Raw genomic sequence first — 18,711 nt, forward strand, 5'->3', positions numbered from 1 at the left:
GCGATGTTCTCGCACTTGTGCCCGGTAGCCGCAGAGTCAATGTCGATTGGACGTAGCATCGCCGGTATGAAACGGACTCTGGGCGCAGCTTTGCTCGCCGGGACCGCCGCCCTCGCTCTGCTCGGCAGCGCACCGGCCCACGCCGACGACGCCAGCTACCTCGCATCCCTGGACGCCCACGGCGTCTTTCGATCCGGTCCGCCCAACGCGCGCCTGTCGGCCGGGCACCGGTTCTGTAACCAGTTGCGCGACGGCGCCACCGTCGACGACGTCGTGGCCAACTACGTGCGCCGGCCCTCGTTCGGCGGGCCCTCCATGGTCGATGACCTCACCAACAACCTGCGGCCGGTGATCGACATCGCCCAGCACGAACTGTGCCCTGACACGCTGCACTGATCTCCGCCCGGCCCGGCGTGTCAGTCCGGGGCGGCGGCGTCGCCCGGGCGGGCCAACAGCTCGTCGATCAGCGGGATGCCGATGGCGCTGCCCGACGGCACCGCCGGCGCCCACACCCCGGCGTCCAGCTCGTACTTCTCGGTGAGAAACCGCAGCCGATAGGCCCGTTGGGCACGCTCGAACGTTCGGTGGGCGATGCGCGCGTTGAGTCCGCCGTTGACCACCGCACCCAAGACCGGAACGGCCTGCGCGACCTTGTTCTTGGCCAGGCGGAATCCCAACGCCACCCAGACCTGCTGAATCACGTTGTCGGCCTGCTGCGGCGGGATGGGGCGCCACGATGCGCGCCGCATCATCTGCTGGGTCAACCGGGACAGTGACGCCAGGGCGGCGGCCTTCTCCGCGGAGTCGCCGGCGGCGCAATAGGCGATCACCCCGGAGGCGAACGCCTGTTCGTCCGGCTCGCGGACGTCGTAACCGTAGTGCGCCGCAACCAATGCCACGATCCGCCCCATCCCCACCAGCACGGCGGTCACATCCGCCACGACAGCTGAGGCGGCGACCGGCAGCGTGGAACCGGCGGTGACCGCGCTCGACACCGCCGAACCCGTCACCGCCAGCGATGACGCCGCGCCTTCGGCCACCGCCAAGGCGATGTAGCGCTCCCGGCGGCGGGGTACCGAGCGGTCGCAGATCTCCAGGTCCAGACCGCGAACCTGGCCATAGGACCCGACCGACGCGCCGTGCTCGGCGAACATGGCGAAAACGCTGTCCGGTGTGACCGAATGCAGCCCTCGTTGCACCAGCAGGGTGTGCACACCCTCGAGGGCCTTGGTGGTGAGCTGGTCCATCTTGCCGATGGCGGCCGTGGCGCCGGGGACCTGTTGCACCCCGGAACGGACCTGGGAGGCCACGTCTTTGGCTCGGCCGGCGACACCGCGCCGGAGCCCGTCGAACCAGCCGGCCGGCTCGCCGCCGGTCGTCGCGTCAAGCAGCGCGTCCCATTGCGTGCGTTCGTACGGGGACATGTCCGGCTGACCAGACGGGGCCACGAGGCAAATCCTACCGGCCGCTATCGGTCGAGGAAGGGGCGAAGATCGAGTCCCATCGGTGAGTCCAGCGGAATCTCACCGGCCGCCGCGACCGCCCGGGTCAACGGTGCCAGCGCCTGGATCATCTCGCGCAGCTCGGCCTCGGTCAGCGCGGCGTACGCCGGGGCGGCGAGCCGATCGGTCTGCTGCTCGACCTCTTCCTTGAGCCGAACACCTTCTGGCGTGAGTCCGCTTGCATCGGCTAAACCCTTGGCGCGCAGCGTGTCCACCAGCTGATTCCACTCGTCGTCGGCGAAGTCGCGGGCCGCCGCGTAGGTCTGCCGCGGCATCCCGGCGGCCAAGGCGTGCAACACATGCGCCTCGCGACCCGAAATCCCGGCAGCCAGAAGGGCCGCGATGTGGCCGTCGCCGCGATGTTCGCGAAGCACCGTCGCCGCGTGCCACAGCCGCGCCAGGGGTTGTTCCGGCAGTGGCAGAGCATGATTGGCGGCGCCCAGAACACGGCCGGGCAACGGTGCCGCGGCCGCCGCCCGGCAGGCGAGTTCGGCCGCGCGCTGCACCTGCGGACCGTCGGCCAGATCTGCCAGCTGGCGCCGCAACGCCGCGACGGCACCGGCTTGGCGCGCCCGCAGGGCGGCTTCGGGGGGCGCAAACCGCCATGCGGCGGGCAGCGCCCGGGCGACGCGGTCGAAGGCGAAGTTGTAGAACGCCGCGTGCACGACCTCGGCTCCGACCGCCCCCAGCGGCGCGGCGCGGCCCGCGAAGTAACCCATCCAGAAGCCGCGATAACCCGCGTCGCGCAGCGCCGCCAGTGGCTCCGGCGAGAAATAGACGACCGCGTGCAGCGGTTCCAGCAGCCGCCAGGCGTCGCGCACGGCCGACCGCGCGCCGGCGACCGGCGGGTCTGCCGCGGTCACGGCGTGTCCGCTCGGGAAGTCGTCACTGCGCGCATGGCCACTCATGGTGGCCTGCGGCGGCCGAGCGCTCAAGCGACGCGCCCACCGGCCCCGGGCCCTAGCGTTCTGGCGACCCGCCGGTGTACCAGCGCGCCGCGGTGGCTGGCTCCTCGGCGTAGCGGTTCAGCCATCGAGCGGCGAAGGCGGGAATGCTTTCGTGCGCCGGGTTGTGGTTCGGCGTCTGGGACCGGACGAGTCCGGCGAACATGGCCAGCATTTCCCGCCTGGGCACCCCGGCGTAGGTCGACTGACCGGGCGTGGTGAGTTCGCGCGCCGCTGACTGGGCGCCGCGCAGCGCCCGCAACGACAACCCGTCGGGCAGCAGCCTGCCGAACTCGCCGCCGTGGTCTGCCGGCACATGCCGGCGGAAGCCGCCGGAGATGATCGCCAGGATCTCGCTCATGTGCCGGATCACCCCGGGGATGGTCTTCGCCCGGTAGAGGTAACTGTCGTGCACCGCGTTATAGACGATCAGCGCGGAACTGCGGTGCTCGATCTCCTCGACGAAGTGCCAGAGAAACAGCGATGCCACCCGATCGTCGCCGGGCCGGAACAACTTGTCCTCGTGATCGAGAAAGACTTTGAAGTACGGCGTGAAGGTCGCCTCGATGACGGCGGGGTAGGCCAGCCGCCAGGCGATGGGTTTGGTGGCGGCGAGGCGGTCGTAGGAGGCGATCACCGCGTTCACGGTGTCTTGCAGTCCGGGCCAGCGGCGCACCAGCGCCCGGACGTGGGCCTGGTGGGCGGCGGAATGCTGCGCCTCTTGCCGCAGATAGGCCTCGGCTTCGGCGGCCGCGTCCGGGTCCCGTATCAGCGGGATGGCCTCTCGTGTGGCGTCGACGATCAGCTTCTCGAAACCGGGCGCGAAAAACTAGATGGCGTTGCACAGCAGCGCGAAGGCCGGCCGCTCGGGCTGCCACACGAACGGGACGTCGGCGCCGGCGAAGTCGAACCGGACTCGCCTGACCTGTAGATCCGTCACAGGGTCGAGGCTAGTGATGCACCCCCAATCAGACAAGACGTTTCATATAGAACGTATGCCGAGGCCCGCAATCCTCCCAGATATCCTTGACGGCGTCCCGGTGGCCACAATACGTTTAACGCCTTGTCGTCTATTCACTCCAGGTGGGCCGGATGAACCTGATCGTGTTCAACACTCCCGCCGGGCTCCCGTGGCAGACCAATCTCTGGGATGTCACGATGCTGGCGATGTTCGTGGCGGCGGTGGCCTACAGCATCGGTCAGATGCGGCGGGGCCGGCGAATCTACCTCGCGGTGCTGCTGGCGGCGACGGTGTACGGCCTGGTTCTGGAGCTGGCAGGCATGGCCACGCTCGACATGTATCAGCAGGGCGACTTCCTGGTGATGATCAACTGGCCGGCGTTACCCCTGTGGCGGGGCACCACCATGATGCCCGCCTACGTGCTGATCTTCTACCCGGTCTTCCTCTTCACCGGGTTCAAGATCGTCGAGGCATTCGGCATCGAAAAGCGTTGGCACGCAGCGGCCGCCGGCGGACTGTTCATGATCGCACTGGATGCACCGTACGTGATCGAGGGCACTCTCGAGCGCGTGGTGTGGTGGACCTGGGACCCGGGCTTCGAACTGTTTCAGTATTGGGTCGGATGGCCGCTGATCGACTTGTGCTGGCAGGGAATCTGGGATGCGCTGTTCCTCTACCTGATGATGTGGGCCCGGCCGCGAATCGACGGCGTCGGCGCCGCGGCGCGCTGGTCGCCTGCCAAAGCGCTGGGCGCGTTCCCCGCTCTGGCCGCCGTCGCCGTCCTGGTGGCGGGTCCAATACTGCTGGCGCCGGTGACAATCGTGACTTTGCTCGGCGGGCCGCAGTGGCCGCTGGCGGCCCTGCTGGCGGCGGGTTACGCCGCGGTCTCGCTGTGGGCTCTGCGCTCGGCCGCACCGCGGCCGGAGCCGTTCACGCTCGGGCTGGCGATCGCCTACGTCGTCAGCCTCGGAGCCATGGTGATCGCCAATGTGGGCTACGAGGGTGGGCTCACCGGCTACAGCGCGGTCCAGTCCGCCGGCCTGATCGCGGTCACCGGATTCGCCGTGCTGCCGTGGATCATGCGGCGCAGCACCGCACCCCGTGACCGACTACTCGCGCCTGCCGGTCGCTGCTAGACCGCGAATCGACCAGCCCCGTGCCCGCCCTACAGTTCGAACATGCGTAGTCACGGCTGGTCCGGAAACACCCCGTCCAGCGACCAGGAGGCCATCGACCGGATTCTCGACGCCGCGGACCGCATCGTCGCCGAGCGGGGTACGGCGCTGCGCCTCGCCGATGTGGCCCGCAGCCTGGGGGTGACCCGGCAGACGGTCTATCGCTACTTCCCGGGAACGGAAGCGCTGATGATCGCCAGCGCTATGCGGTCGGCGCATGGCTTCCTCGACCAGCTCGCTCAGCACCTCGGCGGCCTGACCGACCCGGTCGACGCCCTCGTCGAGGGGGTGGCTTTCGCCGTCGAGAGCCTTGCCGAGGATCGCCGGCTGGCCGATCTGCTCAACAGCAGGGCACGCGACGGCAAGGTGGTCTCGCTGACCTCGGACACCGCGCGCACATTCTCGCGCTCGCTGCTTCAGCGACTCGACGTCGACTGGAGCAAGCACGGATTCGACGGCCCCGCGCTTGATGAGCTGGCTGAGATCGGCTTGCGCACAACGCAGTCCCTGCTACTGGACCCCGGCGATCGGCACAACGACGGGGCGGCTCTGCGTCGCTTCATCGCCGGCTGGATCGGTCCGGCGATCGCCTACCCCCGCATCGCCGAGGCGATGAGCGCCCTGCGCGAGCGACTCTAGAGGCTCCCCTGCAACAGCACCGCCGGCCCGGCAGTGGGACCGGAGTCCGGCATTGCCATGCGGATTTCAATGACGATTGTCATTGACGCCTGTCAGTCAATGTTGTTAGCGTTCGGAGATGACCTCCGCCCGGGCCGTCAAAAGGACCCGAACCTCGGCCACCGGCGTCCGCGAGACCCGCAGACTCGAGACCCGGGCCCGGCTGTTCGAGGCCGCGGTGACCGAGATCAGCCAGTACGGACTCGCCGGCGCGGACGTCAGCGCCATCGCCCATGCGGCCGGGGTGGCGCGCGGCACCTTCTACTTTCACTTTCCGACCAAGGAACACGTGCTGCTGGAACTGCGCCGCAACGAAGAGCGCAGAATCGTCGACGAACTGCGCGCCGCACAGACCGGCCGCAACGATTTGACCGCGGTGCTCTCCCTGGTGACCGACCGCGTCCTGGACGCCGAGCAGCGGCTGGGCGAAGTCATCTTCCGGGACATGCTGGGCATGCAGTTCTCGACGACCCGGCCGACCGAGGATCAACTGACCGAGCACCCCCTGGTGGGGTTCGTGACCGCGACGATCGCCGCGGCACAGGCAGCGGGATCCGTTCCGGCACACGCCGACACCACCGAGCTGGGCGTGTTTTTCCTGACGGGCCTGTTCGCGTTGCTCGCCACCGGGGCGCATGACTCCCCCACCGCGGATGCCCTGTTCCGCCGGTATGTGACGACGATCGTCAAAGGAATGGAGAAACGATGAACAACACCGGCATTGCGGGCTACCGCGACTACCTGCGCCGACGCGACGGTGAGGCCGATCTGCTGAACCGGCGCCTGGCCAACCGGGAGGCCTTCTTCAACGACCTTGAGACGCATCCGGTTCGGTCTCGCCACATCGCCGACCCGGAGGTCTTCGTGCGCAACCTGCGCCGCCGCCGGCCCGAGGCCGACGTGGACCCCAAGATGCTGTTCCTGCTGGCCACCGCCAAGCTGAACCAGACCGAACGATTCGGCGTCGGCCTCGGCGAGACCTATGGGCTCAACAGCGACAAAGAACTGCCCCCCGAGCGGGTTTATCTGGAACTCGAGGAGCACTACCACACCCGGCTGTTGGCCTACGTGCTCGACATCTTCGATCTGACCTTCCAGGTGGTGCCGCCCGTCTTCGTGATGCGCCAGTTCGTCAAGATCGCGGTGTTCGTGCCGGAGCGGTGGGGCGCCATGTTCGTCGGGGCGGCAGAGATGGCCGGCTGCGTCATGTTCTACGAGCTGCGCCGGATCGGCAACGAGCTGTTCGCCGACGAACCCGAGGTGCAAGAGCGCATCGACCGGCTCTACGGCGAGATCCTGACCGACGAGGTGGGACACGTCGGCTACTGCGCCTCACGGTGCAGCGCTGCCGAACGCGCGATCATGCGGCGGCTGTACCCGCGCATCGGGATGCTGCTGGCCAGGCAGACCGCTGAGATCAGCCGATTGATGGACCCGAAGTGGCTGCGCGCGCGCCTGAACCGCCCCTTCGATGTGGACGAACTCACCGCGGGGCTGGCCAACGAGACCTACCTCGTCGCGCACCCCTAGACACCGGCGCCATTCCCGGGCCGTCGCCAGCGGACTCCGCCTTAGTGATCTAAAGTCTCCCGTATTCGCCGCCGGATATGGCGCGTGCCCCGATCACGGCTCGGCCGCGTGACGGTGCCGACCCGACTGGAGTGCCGCCCGTGATTCTCGAAGCCTTCACGAAGGCCATGCGACGCACGGGCATGCGCCCGATGCCCCGATGGCGCGGCGCGGCGCCGATCGAGCTGCGCGGCAAGCGCATTCTGTTGACCGGGGCATCCTCAGGGATCGGCGCGGTCGCCGCCCGCAAGCTGGCCGCCGAGGGGGCCACCGTGTTCGCCGTCGCCCGGCGCGGCGACCTGCTGGACGATGTCGTGGCACAGATCTGTCACGCGGGCGGCGAGGCCACCGCCATACGGGCCGATCTGGCCGATCTGGATCAGGTCGATGCAGTCATCGAGCAGGTTTCGCACGTCGACATCCTGATCAACAATGCCGCCAGGTCCATCCGGCGGCCGCTGATCGAATCGCTGGACCGCTGGCACGACGTCGAGCGCGTGATGGCGCTCAACTACTACGCCCCGCTGCGACTCATCCGGGGCCTGGCTCCGGGAATGATCGAGCGCGGCGACGGGCATGTGATCAACATCGCGACCTGGCGTGTGCTGCCGGAGTCGTCGCCGATGTTCGCCGTGTACAACGCCTCCAAGGCGGCGTTGAGCGCCGTGAGCCGTGTCATCGACACCGAGTGGGGCCGCGCCGGCGTGCACTCCACGACCATCTACTACCCGTTGGTGGCGACGCCGATGATCGCGCCGACCCGGGCCTACGACGGCCTCGTCGCACTCACCGCCGAGGAGACCGCTGACTGGATGGTCACCGCCTGCAAGCTGCGGCCGATCCGCATCGCGCCCCGCAAAGCGCTCGCGCTGCGCGCCGTCGACGTGATCGCACCGCGCGTCCTCAACAACATCCTGGAACGCGAGACCGACCGGCTCAACGCCCGGGCCGGCACGCCTGGCCAGCAGAGGCCCATGGCCGGCGAAAAGGACACAGCGCAATGACGGCGCCCGGCCGACGGCCCGAGAACCTGTTGCTGGGAGCGGGTTTGACCACAGCCGCCTTCTTCTGTGTGGCTCTGGTCGGGGCGTTGGCCAAGGTTTCCGGCCAGTACACCTCGACCGGCGTGTTACTGCTGTCGCAGAACTTCGTCGGGCTGTTGTTCGTGATCCCGGTCGCGGTGCGAGGCGGCTGGTCGTTCGTGCGCACCGATCGAATCGGCCTGCACGTGCTGCGCTCGGCCGCCGGAACCGGGTGCTGGTACGCCCTGTTCTTCGCCATCGGGCACATCCCGCTGGCCAACGCCACGCTGCTCACCTACAGCGCGCCGCTGTGGATGCCGCTGATCGCCTGGGCCGTTTCACGGCAACGAGTTTCGGCACTGACCTGGACGGGTGCCGGGCTCGGCTTCGTCGGGGTGATGTTCGTGCTGCAACCGCAGGCGGCCAGATTCAGCGTGGGCGAGCTGTCCGCACTCGCGGGTGCGCTGTTTTTGGCGATCGCCATGATGACGGTGCGCTGGCTCGGTGCCACCGAACCGATGGCGCGAGTGCTGTTCTACTACTTCCTGCTCTCAACGCTCATGGCGGTGCCGTTCGCCGTCGCAGATTGGCGGCCGCTGCAGGCCGGCGTCTGGATGTGGCTGGCGGCGCTGGGATTCGCCCAGGTGTTCTCGCAGGCGTTGATCGTGCTGGCCTACCGCTACGCCCCGGCGGAGAAGGTCGGTCCCTGTATCTACTCGGTGATCGTGTTCACCGCCCTGATCGACTGGATCGTCTGGCACCACCCGCCGGCCCTGATCACCTATGCGGGCATGGCACTGGTGATCGGCGGGGGCCTGATCGCCGTACAGGCCAGGGCCGCCACGCCCCAGATCGCGCCCACCCCACCGGCGGCAGCTGACGGCGGCGTCCCGGCGGTGCCGGAGCGCGACCCGTTGCCGCAGCAGTGAGCCGGGACTGCCACGGGGACCGTCGCCGTACCGGATCAGCCGCAGGACTGTAACGACCGGCAAACGGTTTCGTCGTGGCGCCCCAAATCGGCGATAGGCGCTCGACCGCCCGTGCTACTAATGGCACCGTGACCGACCTGCACCGATCGTCACCGATGCTGCCCGAGTGGAGCACGCCCAGCATGGAACGGGGCTCGCATCGGCGTCCGCATCAGGTCGGTGCCCACCGGATCGGAAACGAGGCGATTCGCCGTCCGCCACGGTATTACCCCATCTCCGAGATTCTGCACATTCCGGATCCGCCCGCGCCGCGAAAACCCGCACCGGCCTCCGGCTGGCGCCGGCTCGTTTATGAGGCCTCCTTCCGCGGCATCAACGTGGGGGAATCCCGGGTTGAACAGCGTTTCCGCGCACTGCGCGATCAGATCCGTCGGAACATGCCCAAACACTTGGTAGTCGGCGTGGTCTCCGGTAAAGGCGGCGTCGGCAAGACCACGCTGACCACCTGTATCGGCGGCATACTCCGGGAATGCCGCTCGGACAACGTGGTGGCGATCGACGCCGCACCGGGCTTCGGCACATTGGCCGACCGGATCGATTCCAGCGCCCCGGACGGTTACACCGAGATCATCTCCAAGACCGCGGTGGCAGGCTACACCGATATCCGGGAACATCTGGGCCAGAACAACATCGGTCTGGATGTGCTGTCGGGCAATCAGACCTCCGACCAGCCTCGTCCCCTGGTGCCCTCGATGCTGAACGACGCGCTGGACCGCCTGTGCCGCACGCACCAGATCGTCCTGATCGATACGTCGGACAACCTGGAGCATCCGGTGATGAGGGCGGTGTTCGACTCCTGCGACGCCTTGGTCTTTGTGTCCGGGCTCACCGGCGACACCGCAATGCCGGTCGCCCGTGCCATCGATCTGCTCCGCGCCATGGACTACCACGACCTGTTGGCGCGTTCGATAGTCATCCTCAACAACAGCCGCAAGCACGCCACGGCGAATGCGCGAGACTACTTGACCGATCTGTTCATCGAAGCCGAGATCCACGCCGAGTACATGCCGTATGACCCGCACCTTGCCAAAGGCGGCATCATCGATACGCAGTACGCGCTTCGCCCGCAGAACCGGCTACGACTGTTCGAGATAACCGCGGCGCTGGCGGATCACAATGCGCGCAGAGCCGATCGGCTGAGCGACCTGGGCTGGGACATCTGAACTACTCGAACTCTGTGGAGCTAAGGGGAATCGAACCCCTGACCTTCTCGATGCGAACGAGACGCGCTACCAACTGCGCTATAGCCCCTGACCGGACAGAGATTACCAGCCCCCGCCCGGACCTCTGAAACCGAGACCTACTGACCGGATGCGCGCGGCAGGTCGCCCCGCCAGTCGTAGCGGCCGCCGCTGGACGCGTACTCCAGGTGCTCGAACTCCGGGTCCTCGTCGTCGATCTCGAGCACCGCCACGCCCGGTCGCCGCAGCCGTGACGGCACCACCTCGAACGCGCCGGTGTGAGCGCCCTCGCGCTGCATGCGCGGCCGGTCGGCGCGCCGTGCGCGCCGAGCCCGCACCTGCTGTTCGATACGGGTCTGGCGACGCAGGTAGGCCAGATAGAGCACGGTTGCGCCCGCCGCGACCCCGCAGATCCACCAGGCGCTGGGCGCCACGGTGAAGGCGGTGAGGGCCGAGAGCACCAGGACCACCGCCAGCGACATCAGCACCCGCTTGCGGAACTCGTACTTGCGCGCGCTGACCGCCGCCGCGGTGTCGATACGGGGCCGCCGGGCCCGCGCGGACACCCCGGAAACGCCCGGTCGCCGCGGTTCCGCCTCGGGTTCCAGCCCGGAGGTGTCCTCGACGTATTCGTACTCGTAGCCCTCGGCGTCGGCTTCTGCCTCGGCGTCGGCCTCGTACTCGTCGTCGGCCTCGTTCTCAGGCTCGTATTCGGCCTCCGGCTCGGGCTGAGCCTCGGTTTCGGCCTCTGCGGCCTCTGCGGCCTCGTGCGCCTGCGCTTCGGTGGCCGCCTGCGCCAGCTCGCCGGCGTCGTCGCTGATGACATCGACATCCAGGTAGTCCAGCTCGGTCTGCTCACCGACCTGGTGCTCGGCGGCGACGAACACCGCGGCCGCGGCGACGAACACCCGAGAACCGCTCTCGGCGGGCGCGTCGTCAACGTCATCGACATCGTCGATGTCGTCGATGTCGTCGGCCTCGTCGTCACCGCTGTGCTGCCAGTGCGGGTCGCTGCGGTGCCCGGCGGCCGGGCCGCCTCTCTTGAGCAGGCGGGCGCTGGACCCGCTGGTCAGGACCCTGGTAGCCAACGCCACGTCACTGGTTCGACGCACCGCGTCACGCTTGCTGACCAGCATCGGCACCAGTACGAACAGCCAGAGAACGACCAGTGAGATCCAGAGCAATGATTGTGGGATGCTGGGCATGGTTGGCCTGCTCCTTTCCGAGCCAAGGCTAGGTGTGGGAGCCACACAGGCCTCGGATGACGCGCCGAACCAGTTACATCGATGTAATTTACTCTCTGACCTCGTCAGTCACAACTACCACACGGGTAACATTGGCCTGGTAATTGCGCGTCAGGCGCGGGCGGCCCGGCCGGACTGAATCAGGGCCGACGTCACCGATCCGGCCACCTCTTCGATGGTCAGCGCCACCAGCAGGTGGTCCCGCCACGCCCCGTCCACATCCAGGTAGCGCTTCAGCAGCCCTTCCTCACGAAAGCCGACTTTGGCCAGCACCGCCCGGCTGGCCGCGTTCTCTGGCCGCACAGTGGCCTCCACCCGGTGCAGACGAACCGGCCCGAAGCAGTGGTCGAGCCCCAGCGCGACCGCCGCGGTGGCCACTCCCCCGCCGGCCACCGCAGACGACACCCAGTAGCCGATCCACGCCGACCGCAGCGCCCCGTGCGCGATGTTGCCCACGGTCAGCTGGCCGCAGAACCGGCCGTCGAGTTCGATCACGTACGGCAGCATCCGACCGTAGCGGGCCTCCGAGCGCAGGCTGGAGCACAGCGGCGGCCACGCGGCGCTGCCATGCCGCGTCACCCAGTCCACCTCCACGCTGGGCTCCCACCGCTCCAGATAGGCCCGGTCGGCCAACCGGATGCGGCTCCAGGCCACGCCGTCTCGCATGCGCACCGGCCGCAGCCGAATCACTCCGGCCGGCACCCGCAGCGGGCCGAGCACACTCGGCCAGCCGGGATGCTCTACGGCTTTGAACGGCCACCAATTGACCAACATGGCCCCGGGCTCAACCGCGCTGAGCCAGGAAGGCGACGTCCACCAACTCGCCGGCGGCGACCTGCTCGACCTCTTCGGGCACCACCACCAGGCAGTTCGCCTCGGCCAGTGTGGCCAGCAGATGCGACGACGAACCTCCCGAGGACCCGAGCACCTGCACCAGGAACTCCCCGGTCTCCTCGTCGCGCATCAACTGGCCCCGCAGGAATCCCTTGCGCCCCGGCATGGAGCTGATCGGCCCCAGGGTGCGGGCGCGCACCATACGGCGCATCGGCTCGCGTTTACCCAGCGACAGCCGGATCAGCGGGCGGATCATCACCTCGAACACCACCAGCGCGCTCACCGGGTTGGTGGGCAGCAGGAAGGTCGGCACGCCTTCGGGGCCCAGCTGGCCGAAGCCCTGCACCGATCCGGGGTGCATCGCGATCCGGGCGACCTCCACGTCACCGAGTTCAGACAGCACGGCGCGCACCTCGTCGGCCGCAGCGCCGCCGACCCCACCGGCGATCACCACCACTTCGGACCGGTTGAGCTGACCCTCGACCACCTCGCGCAGCTTCTTCGGGTCGTTGCTGACGATCCCGACTCGGTTCACCTCCGCCCCGGCGTCCCGGCCGGCGGCGGCCAGCGCATAGGAGTCGACGTCGTAGACCTGCCCATTGCCGGGCGTGCGGTTGACGTCCACCAGTTCGCCGCCCACCGCCATGACCGACAGCCGGGGGCGCGGATGCACCAGCACCCGGTCGCGGCCCACGGCGGCCAGCAGGCCCACCTGGGCGGCCCCGACCACCGTGCCGGCGCGCACGGCGACATCACCGGGCTGCACGTCGTCGCCGACCCGGCGCACATAGTCGCCGGGGCGCACGCCGCGCAGCACCCGGACCCGGGAGTTGCCGCCGTCGGTCCAGCGCAGCGGCAGCACCGCGTCAGCCAGGGTGGGCATCGGGGCACCGGTCTGAATCCGGGTGGCCAGTTTGGGTTGCAGCCGGGTGGGGGTGCGGGCACCGGCTTCGATGACACCGAGCACCGGCAGCGTGACCACGGCCTCCTCGCGCTGCGAGCCGTCGGAGGTGTCGCCGATCGCCTCAGCACCCAGGACGTCGACACTGCGCACCGCGTAGCCGTCAATGGCGGCCTGGTCGAATGCGGGCATGGGCCGCTCGGCGACCACCTCTTCGGCGCACATCAGGCCCTGCGCCTCGGCGATCGCCACCCGCACCGGGCGGGGCGCCACCGCAGCAGCCGCAACCCGGGCCTGCTGCTCCTCAACCGAACGCACGTGTGCCTTTCTCCGTTGCAGCCTGACCTCGGTTAGCTTTGGGCCAAGCCCAGCCGCGCCACCAGCCACCGCCGCAGGTCCGGACCGTAGTCGTCACGGTCCAAGGCAAAGTCAACCGCAGCTTTGAGGTAGCCGCCCGGATTTCCCAGGTCGTGTCGCGAACCCCGATGAACGACGACGTGCACGGGGTGGCCCTCGGAGATCATCAGCGCTATCGCGTCGGTCAGCTGCACCTCGCCGCCGGCTCCGCGGTCGATGCGCCGCAGGGCGTCGAACACCGCCCGGTCCAGCACATAGCGGCCTGCCGCGGCATAGGTCGACGGCGCGTCTTGGGCCTTGGGCTTCTCGACCATCCCCTTGACCCGCATCACGTCCGGGTTGTCACCGTCGGGCAGCGGCTCGACGTCGAAGACGCCGTAGGCGCTGACTTCCTCCGGGCTGACCTCGATGGCGCACAGCACGGTGCCGCCCCGGCGGGCCCGCACCTTCGACATGGTCTCCAGCACTCCGGTGGGCAACACCAGGTCGTCGGGCAGCAGCACCGCGACGGCGTCTTCGTCGACAGACAAGGTGGGCTCGACGCAGCTGATCGCATGCCCGAGCCCCAGCGGCTCGGCCTGCACCACCGATTCGACCTTGATCAGTTGCGGCGCCCGGCGCACCTTGGCCAGCATGGCCTTCTTCCCCCGGGCCTCCAACGTGCCTTCGAGCACCAGGTCTTCCACGAAGTGCGCGACCACGCCGTCCTTGCCCTCGGAGGTGATGATCACCAACCGCTCGGCACCGGCCTCAGCGGCCTCGGCGGCGACCAGCTCGATGCCGGGGGTGTCGACGACGGGCAGCAGTTCTTTGGGCACCGTCTTGGTCGCGGGCAGAAAACGGGTGCCCAAACCCGCCGCGGGCACAATGGCAGTGCGCGGGATCGGAACCTTTGGCGTGGGCATTGTTCACACGATAACCGCAGTCGACTTCACCCCTTCGGCTGGCGGTGGGCGAGCCGAAGCTGACAGTCTGTTTGCCGTGACCGACGACGCGGTAATGGCCGCCAAGTCCGCGTTGCGGGCGCGATTGCTCGCCGAGCGGCGCGCGGTGTCCCCCCAGGTGCACGACGCCGAGGCCACCGCGTTGGCCGCCCATCTGGAGCACCTGGCCGGCACCGCCGGCACCGTGTGCGCCCATCTGCCGGTGGGCAGCGAGCCGGGGTCGGCCGAGATGCTGGACCGCCTGGCCGGCCGGGGCGTGCGGGTGCTGCTCCCGGTGGTGCGCATTGGGGAAGACGGCAGCCCGCTGCCGCTGTGGTGGGGCGATTACCGGCCGGAGGCGCTGACCACGGCCCGCTACGGGCTGCTCGAGCCGCCGCAGCCGTGGTTGGCCCCGGACACCATGGCGCAGGCGGACCTCATCGTGGTGCCGGCGGTGGCCGTCGACCGCCGGGGTGCGCGGCTGGGCCGCGGCGGCGGCTTCTACGACCGATCGCTGCCGTGGCGCGACCCGCGGACTCCGCTGGTTGCGATCGTGCGGGACGCCGAACTCGTCGATGAGCTGCCCGCCGAGGACCACGATGTGCCGATGACTCATGTGCTGACACCGGGCCTGGGCCTGGTGCCGCTGCAACCGCGCTCATGCGGCCAGGAATGAGAAAGGCCACATAGGCGTTCTAGCACTTGGCACGGTAGAGTGCTAACGCGATTGTTCGATCCACGGAGGTTTACGTGCCCACCTACAGCTACGCCTGCACCGAGTGCAGCAACCGCTTCGACGTGGTCCAGGCCTTCACCGATGACGCCCTGACCAACTGCGAAGACTGCAACGGCCGGCTGCGCAAGATCTTCGGGAAAGTCGGCGTGGTGTTCAAGGGCAGCGGCTTCTACCGCACAGACAGCCGCGAAGCGGGTAAATCGTCGTCGAACGGCAACGGCAGCAGCGCCTCTGCCGCCTCGTCCTCCAGCGACTCCGGCAGCAGTTCCGGCAGCAGCACGAGCGCATCGGCCGACAAGTCCAGCGGCAGCAGCAGCGCCACGTCCGGTTCCACCGCCGCCGCGCCCGCAGCCGCCTCCAGCTGAACCGTTATCCACAGTCGCCCGCCCGGGCGACGGCCCGGGGGCCCTTTGTCGGCCTAGCGTGACGCCATGGGCGACTCGCTCAACCCCACCCTGATCAGCCGGCTGTCGCAGACCCTGCGCCCGGACTGGGCCCGGACGGTGCGCGCCCGCCGAGTGACCGCGGGCGCCTTGGTCGTGCTGGCCGGCATCGCCGCATTCCGGACCGACCCACGAGACGACCTGGTGGAGGTCGTGGTGGCCCGCCGCGACATCGCCCCGGGCACCACCCTGACCGTCGAGGACGTCCAACGCCAAACCCGCCCGGCCCCCACGGTTCCCGACGGCGCCGCCACGGACATCACGGCGGTGCTGCAGGCGACACTGGCCGGCCCGGCCCGGCGCGGCGAGGTCCTCACCGACCTGCGGCTGTTGGGCCGCCGCCTCAGCGAGGCGGCCGCGGGGCCTGATGCCCGCATCGTGAGCGTGCACCCCGCCGACGCCGGGCTGCTCGACGTTGTGCGCCCCGGCGACGTCGTCGACGTCGTGACCGCCGCTCCGGACGATTCCGCCGGTTCGCCCGGCGCCGCCCGGGTGTTGGCCGGTGGCGGGATCGTGGTGCTGGTCTCCGGCCAGCACCACGACGACCGGGTGGTGCTGGTGGCGTTGCCGGCCACCGCTGCCGTCGCGGTCGCCGGCGCCACGCTGGGTCAGGCCGTGACGCTGACCCTGCGCTGAACCGTCACGCCGCGGCGGCCGGCTGCGGGCTGGCGCAGAACTTGCACTTTCTGGCGTCGGCGTCGATCTCCGACCGACACTCCGGGCAGGTCTTGGTGGGCGCCTCGTCGCCGAACACCGACTTGCCGCGCCGCTTCTGAATGTGCTTGTAGGGCAGCACGATAACGAAGTAGACGGTGGCCATGAACACGATGAAGTAGATGATCGCCGAGAGGAACGCTCCGAGGTCGACGAAGGTCGCCTCGTTGCCTTCCGCCCCCATTTGGTAACCCAGCCCCAGCCCTGCCGTGTCGGGCTGCGCGGCCGAGACCAGCGGGTTGACCACGCTGTCGGTGAAGGCCTTGACCAGGTTGGAAAACGCCAGTGCGACCACCAGACCGATGGCCACCGTGATGACGTCATCGCGCATCAGGAAATTCTTGAACCCCTTGAGCACCGCAACTCCCCTTCCGTACGGATGCACTGCGAAGCGGCGCCACGCCGCCTACGGCGAACCGTAATGGCCGCTGCGGAGTCGGTACGGGGGATTTCGAGAAGTCGAACCTCAACCGTGATGCGGCGGGATGTTGTCCCGCAACCAGCGCTCGCGTTCCTCGGCCTCACGGGCGTCGTCGGGGTCGCGTTCGTCCGACGACGACTGATGCTCTTCGAGTCCGGGCATGGCGGCTCAGATCTCCAGACTGGACAGTTGGCCGATGATCGCCGCGGCCAGCGGGTTCAGTGTCGCCATGCCGTCACGGACCGCCGCCCGCGACCCGGCCAGGTTGACCACCAGGGTGCTGCCCGAGACGCCGGCCAGACCACGCGAGAGCCCGGCCTCGGCGATCCCGGCGGACAGCCCGGACGCCCGCAGCGCCTCGGCGATGCCGAGGATCTCGCGGTCCAGCAGCTCGCGGGTGGCCTCGGGGGTGACGTCGCGCGGGGTGACCCCGGTACCGCCCACCGAAACGACCAGGTCGACCCCGCCGATCACCGCCGTGTTCAGCGCGTTGCGGATCTCCACCTCGTCGGCGGCGACGGCGACGACACCGTCGACCATGAATCCGCCTTCGGCCAACAGTTCGGTGACCAACGGGCCATTGTGGTCCTCATCGCCGTGGGCGGTGCGGTCGTCGACAACGACGACAAGGGCGCGGCCGGCGAGTTCTCGGGACTGCTCCATGGGTGCAACCGTATATCCGGAAAGCGTCGTCCGGGTCACCAACCCGTCACTGCTGTGCTTTGCCCAGGGTTACCTGCGCGGTCTTGGTCGCTCCGGAGGGGTCCAGATAGGTCAGCGTCACCTGGTCGCCGGGCGCCTTGGAACGCACCGCGGCGACCAGCGCGTCGGCGCTGCCGATGGGGCGCTTGTCGAACGCCGTCACCGTCGCTCCTTCGGGCAGACCGGCCTTGGCGGCCGCCTCGCCGGGCACCACCTCCACCACCTTGGCGCCGTGCAGGCTGCGCTCGCTGGTGACGCGCACCCCCAGGGAGGCGTGCGACGCCGTGTGGTCCGGCGAGTTGATGAGTTCGTCGGCGATCCGCTTGGCCTGGTCGACCGGGATGGCAAAGCCGAGGCCGATCGATCCGCCCTGGGCTTCGCCGGAATCGCCGCCCATCGTGGCGATCGCCGAGTTGACGCCCACCAGATCGCCGTTCATGTTGACCAGCGCGCCACCGGAGTTGCCCGGGTTGATCGCGGCGTCGGTCTGGATGGCGTCGAGGACGGTGTTCTGGTTGCCCGCCTCCCCCGTGGTGGAGACCGGCCGGTTGAGAGCGCTGACGATGCCCGTGGTCACGGTGCCTTCCAGCCCGAGCGGCGAGCCGACCGCCACGACGTGCTGGCCCACCCGCAAGTCTGCCGAGGAGCCGATCGTGATCGGGGTCAGCCCCGAGACACCCTGGACGCGCACCACGGCGATGTCGCTGGCCGGATCGGTGCCCACCACCGTGAACGGGGCGGTGCGTCCGTCGGAGAACGTCACCGTGGTCTTCGGCCCCGGCTTGCCGGCCGCGTCGGGTTTGGCGGCCGCTGCGGCCACCACGTGGTGGTTGGTCAGGATCATCCCGTCGGCCGACAGGACGATGCCCGATCCCTCCTCGGACTGGCGTCCCAGGTCGGTCTCCAGCATGACGACGCTGGGCACCACCTTCGCCGCGACTTTCTCCACCGAACCGTCCGGCAGATTCACCGCCGCCGGAACGCCCGGGTTCTGAAAGCCGGGAATGTGACCTCCAGCCGCGATCGGCCGCTGATCGGAGTTCAGCGCCGAACCGACCACCCCGCCCATGACGCCGGACATCACCGCGATACCGACCGCTCCCAGCACCAGCCCGCCCGTGCGGGACCGCTTCGGTGCCGGACCGCCCGGGCGCGGGCCCCCGCCGTTGGGGGCGTCATAGGCGGTGCGATAGCCCGAAGGCCTGCCCTGATGCTGGACGTAACGCCAGTCGTAGGGCGGCGGGTACGAGCCCGGCACGGGCCCGCCCGGATAACCGGTCTGCCCGCGTTGGTCCGCACCGGTGGAACCGGCCGGGTGGGGCCGTTCCGGTTGCGCAGGCGGCGGGAGGTACCCGGGGTAATTCGTCATGTTTGTTGTCTACTCCTAGTGACGCGAGGCGGCAGCGACGTTGCCT

20 protein-coding genes, 1 tRNA gene and 1 pseudogene are annotated in these 18,711 nt (G+C 69.0%); 11 read left to right on the plus strand and 11 right to left on the minus strand.

What is annotated here, in order from left to right; all coding sequences use genetic code 11:
* Positions 1 to 66 precede the first annotated feature (66 nt).
* Positions 67 to 396: a DUF732 domain-containing protein gene (locus tag AWC02_RS12340; protein ID WP_085129046.1), complete on the plus strand. Its 330-nt coding sequence runs from the start codon at positions 67 to 69 to the stop codon at positions 394 to 396.
* 20 nt (positions 397 to 416) lie between these two features.
* On the opposite strand, the gene AWC02_RS12345 is transcribed toward AWC02_RS12340, so the two are convergent.
* The 3 genes and pseudogenes from AWC02_RS12345 to AWC02_RS12355 all read right to left on the minus strand — a co-directional run.
* The gene (locus AWC02_RS12345) at positions 417 to 1,448 is read right to left on the minus strand and encodes an EcsC family protein (protein WP_133055637.1); all 1,032 of its coding nucleotides are present in this window, start codon (positions 1,446 to 1,448) and stop codon (positions 417 to 419) included.
* 20 nt (positions 1,449 to 1,468) lie between these two features.
* Positions 1,469 to 2,437, minus strand: coding sequence for an SCO6745 family protein (locus tag AWC02_RS12350; protein ID WP_237160444.1), 969 nt, complete (start codon positions 2,435 to 2,437; stop codon positions 1,469 to 1,471).
* A 25-nt stretch (positions 2,438 to 2,462) separates the two neighbouring features.
* A pseudogene (locus tag AWC02_RS12355) lies at positions 2,463 to 3,257 on the minus strand (metal-dependent hydrolase); the annotation flags it as partial.
* Between the two features lie 281 nt (positions 3,258 to 3,538).
* On the opposite strand from AWC02_RS12355, the gene AWC02_RS12360 reads away from it, so the two are divergent.
* The 7 genes from AWC02_RS12360 to AWC02_RS12390 all read left to right on the plus strand — a co-directional run bounded on the left by AWC02_RS12360 (position 3,539) and on the right by AWC02_RS12390 (position 10,003).
* Positions 3,539 to 4,543: a hypothetical protein gene (locus tag AWC02_RS12360; protein ID WP_085129048.1), complete on the plus strand. Its 1,005-nt coding sequence runs from the start codon at positions 3,539 to 3,541 to the stop codon at positions 4,541 to 4,543.
* Between the two features lie 42 nt (positions 4,544 to 4,585).
* Positions 4,586 to 5,221: a TetR/AcrR family transcriptional regulator gene (locus tag AWC02_RS12365; RefSeq protein ID WP_085129049.1), complete on the plus strand. Its 636-nt coding sequence runs from the start codon at positions 4,586 to 4,588 to the stop codon at positions 5,219 to 5,221.
* 118 nt (positions 5,222 to 5,339) lie between these two features.
* Positions 5,340 to 5,969: a TetR/AcrR family transcriptional regulator gene (locus AWC02_RS12370; protein ID WP_085129050.1), complete on the plus strand. Its 630-nt coding sequence runs from the start codon at positions 5,340 to 5,342 to the stop codon at positions 5,967 to 5,969.
* The gene (locus tag AWC02_RS12375; RefSeq protein WP_085129051.1) at positions 5,966 to 6,790 is read left to right on the plus strand and encodes a hypothetical protein; all 825 of its coding nucleotides are present in this window, start codon (positions 5,966 to 5,968) and stop codon (positions 6,788 to 6,790) included. Before AWC02_RS12370 ends, AWC02_RS12375 begins: the two co-directional genes overlap by 4 nt.
* A gap of 140 nt (positions 6,791 to 6,930) precedes the next feature.
* Positions 6,931 to 7,833 (plus strand): SDR family oxidoreductase, encoded by a 903-nt coding sequence (locus AWC02_RS12380; RefSeq protein WP_419179248.1) that lies wholly within the window; start codon positions 6,931 to 6,933, stop codon positions 7,831 to 7,833.
* Positions 7,830 to 8,780 carry a DMT family transporter gene (locus AWC02_RS12385; protein ID WP_085129053.1) on the plus strand — a complete coding sequence of 317 codons (951 nt, stop codon included), beginning with the start codon at positions 7,830 to 7,832 and terminating at the stop codon, positions 8,778 to 8,780. The genes AWC02_RS12380 and AWC02_RS12385 overlap by 4 nt, the downstream gene beginning before the upstream one ends.
* Positions 8,781 to 8,935: 155 nt before the next feature.
* Positions 8,936 to 10,003 (plus strand): MinD/ParA family ATP-binding protein, encoded by a 1,068-nt coding sequence (locus AWC02_RS12390; protein WP_419179251.1) that lies wholly within the window; start codon positions 8,936 to 8,938, stop codon positions 10,001 to 10,003.
* Positions 10,004 to 10,018: 15 nt separating this feature from the next.
* Here AWC02_RS12390 and AWC02_RS12395 read toward each other — a convergent pair.
* From AWC02_RS12395 to AWC02_RS12415, 5 genes are all read right to left on the minus strand, one after another.
* Positions 10,019 to 10,091, minus strand: a tRNA-Ala gene (locus AWC02_RS12395).
* A gap of 49 nt (positions 10,092 to 10,140) precedes the next feature.
* The gene (sepX, locus tag AWC02_RS12400) at positions 10,141 to 11,226 is read right to left on the minus strand and encodes a divisome protein SepX/GlpR (protein WP_085129054.1); all 1,086 of its coding nucleotides are present in this window, start codon (positions 11,224 to 11,226) and stop codon (positions 10,141 to 10,143) included.
* Between the two features lie 150 nt (positions 11,227 to 11,376).
* A complete protein-coding gene (locus AWC02_RS12405; RefSeq protein WP_085129055.1) occupies positions 11,377 to 12,039 on the minus strand; it encodes a GNAT family N-acetyltransferase in 663 nt (220 codons plus the stop codon).
* A gap of 10 nt (positions 12,040 to 12,049) precedes the next feature.
* Complete coding sequence (glp, locus tag AWC02_RS12410) at positions 12,050 to 13,318, minus strand: molybdotransferase-like divisome protein Glp (protein ID WP_085129056.1); 1,269 nt, start codon at positions 13,316 to 13,318, stop codon at positions 12,050 to 12,052.
* A gap of 32 nt (positions 13,319 to 13,350) precedes the next feature.
* A complete protein-coding gene (locus tag AWC02_RS12415; protein WP_085129057.1) occupies positions 13,351 to 14,262 on the minus strand; it encodes a UTP--glucose-1-phosphate uridylyltransferase in 912 nt (303 codons plus the stop codon).
* Positions 14,263 to 14,356: 94 nt separating this feature from the next.
* Between AWC02_RS12415 and AWC02_RS12420 the strand changes: the two genes are divergently transcribed.
* The 3 genes from AWC02_RS12420 to AWC02_RS12430 all read left to right on the plus strand — a co-directional run bounded on the left by AWC02_RS12420 (position 14,357) and on the right by AWC02_RS12430 (position 16,095).
* Positions 14,357 to 14,956 (plus strand): 5-formyltetrahydrofolate cyclo-ligase, encoded by a 600-nt coding sequence (locus AWC02_RS12420; RefSeq protein WP_207568053.1) that lies wholly within the window; start codon positions 14,357 to 14,359, stop codon positions 14,954 to 14,956.
* A gap of 74 nt (positions 14,957 to 15,030) precedes the next feature.
* Positions 15,031 to 15,381: an FmdB family zinc ribbon protein gene (locus AWC02_RS12425; protein ID WP_085129058.1), complete on the plus strand. Its 351-nt coding sequence runs from the start codon at positions 15,031 to 15,033 to the stop codon at positions 15,379 to 15,381.
* A gap of 66 nt (positions 15,382 to 15,447) precedes the next feature.
* Complete coding sequence (locus AWC02_RS12430) at positions 15,448 to 16,095, plus strand: SAF domain-containing protein (protein WP_085129059.1); 648 nt, start codon at positions 15,448 to 15,450, stop codon at positions 16,093 to 16,095.
* Positions 16,096 to 16,099: 4 nt separating this feature from the next.
* Here the strand turns inward: AWC02_RS12430 and AWC02_RS12435 are convergent, their stop codons facing one another.
* From AWC02_RS12435 to AWC02_RS12445, 3 genes are all read right to left on the minus strand, one after another.
* Positions 16,100 to 16,558 carry a large conductance mechanosensitive channel protein MscL gene (locus AWC02_RS12435; RefSeq protein ID WP_336385675.1) on the minus strand — a complete coding sequence of 153 codons (459 nt, stop codon included), beginning with the start codon at positions 16,556 to 16,558 and terminating at the stop codon, positions 16,100 to 16,102.
* 204 nt (positions 16,559 to 16,762) lie between these two features.
* Positions 16,763 to 17,257 carry a MogA/MoaB family molybdenum cofactor biosynthesis protein gene (locus tag AWC02_RS12440; protein WP_085129061.1) on the minus strand — a complete coding sequence of 165 codons (495 nt, stop codon included), beginning with the start codon at positions 17,255 to 17,257 and terminating at the stop codon, positions 16,763 to 16,765.
* Between the two features lie 46 nt (positions 17,258 to 17,303).
* Positions 17,304 to 18,665, minus strand: coding sequence for a S1C family serine protease (locus AWC02_RS12445; protein ID WP_085129062.1), 1,362 nt, complete (start codon positions 18,663 to 18,665; stop codon positions 17,304 to 17,306).
* Positions 18,666 to 18,711: the final 46 nt, after the last annotated feature.

This window comes from Mycolicibacter engbaekii (assembly GCF_002101585.1).
Taxonomy (GTDB): Bacteria; Actinomycetota; Actinomycetes; order Mycobacteriales; family Mycobacteriaceae; genus Mycobacterium; species Mycobacterium engbaekii.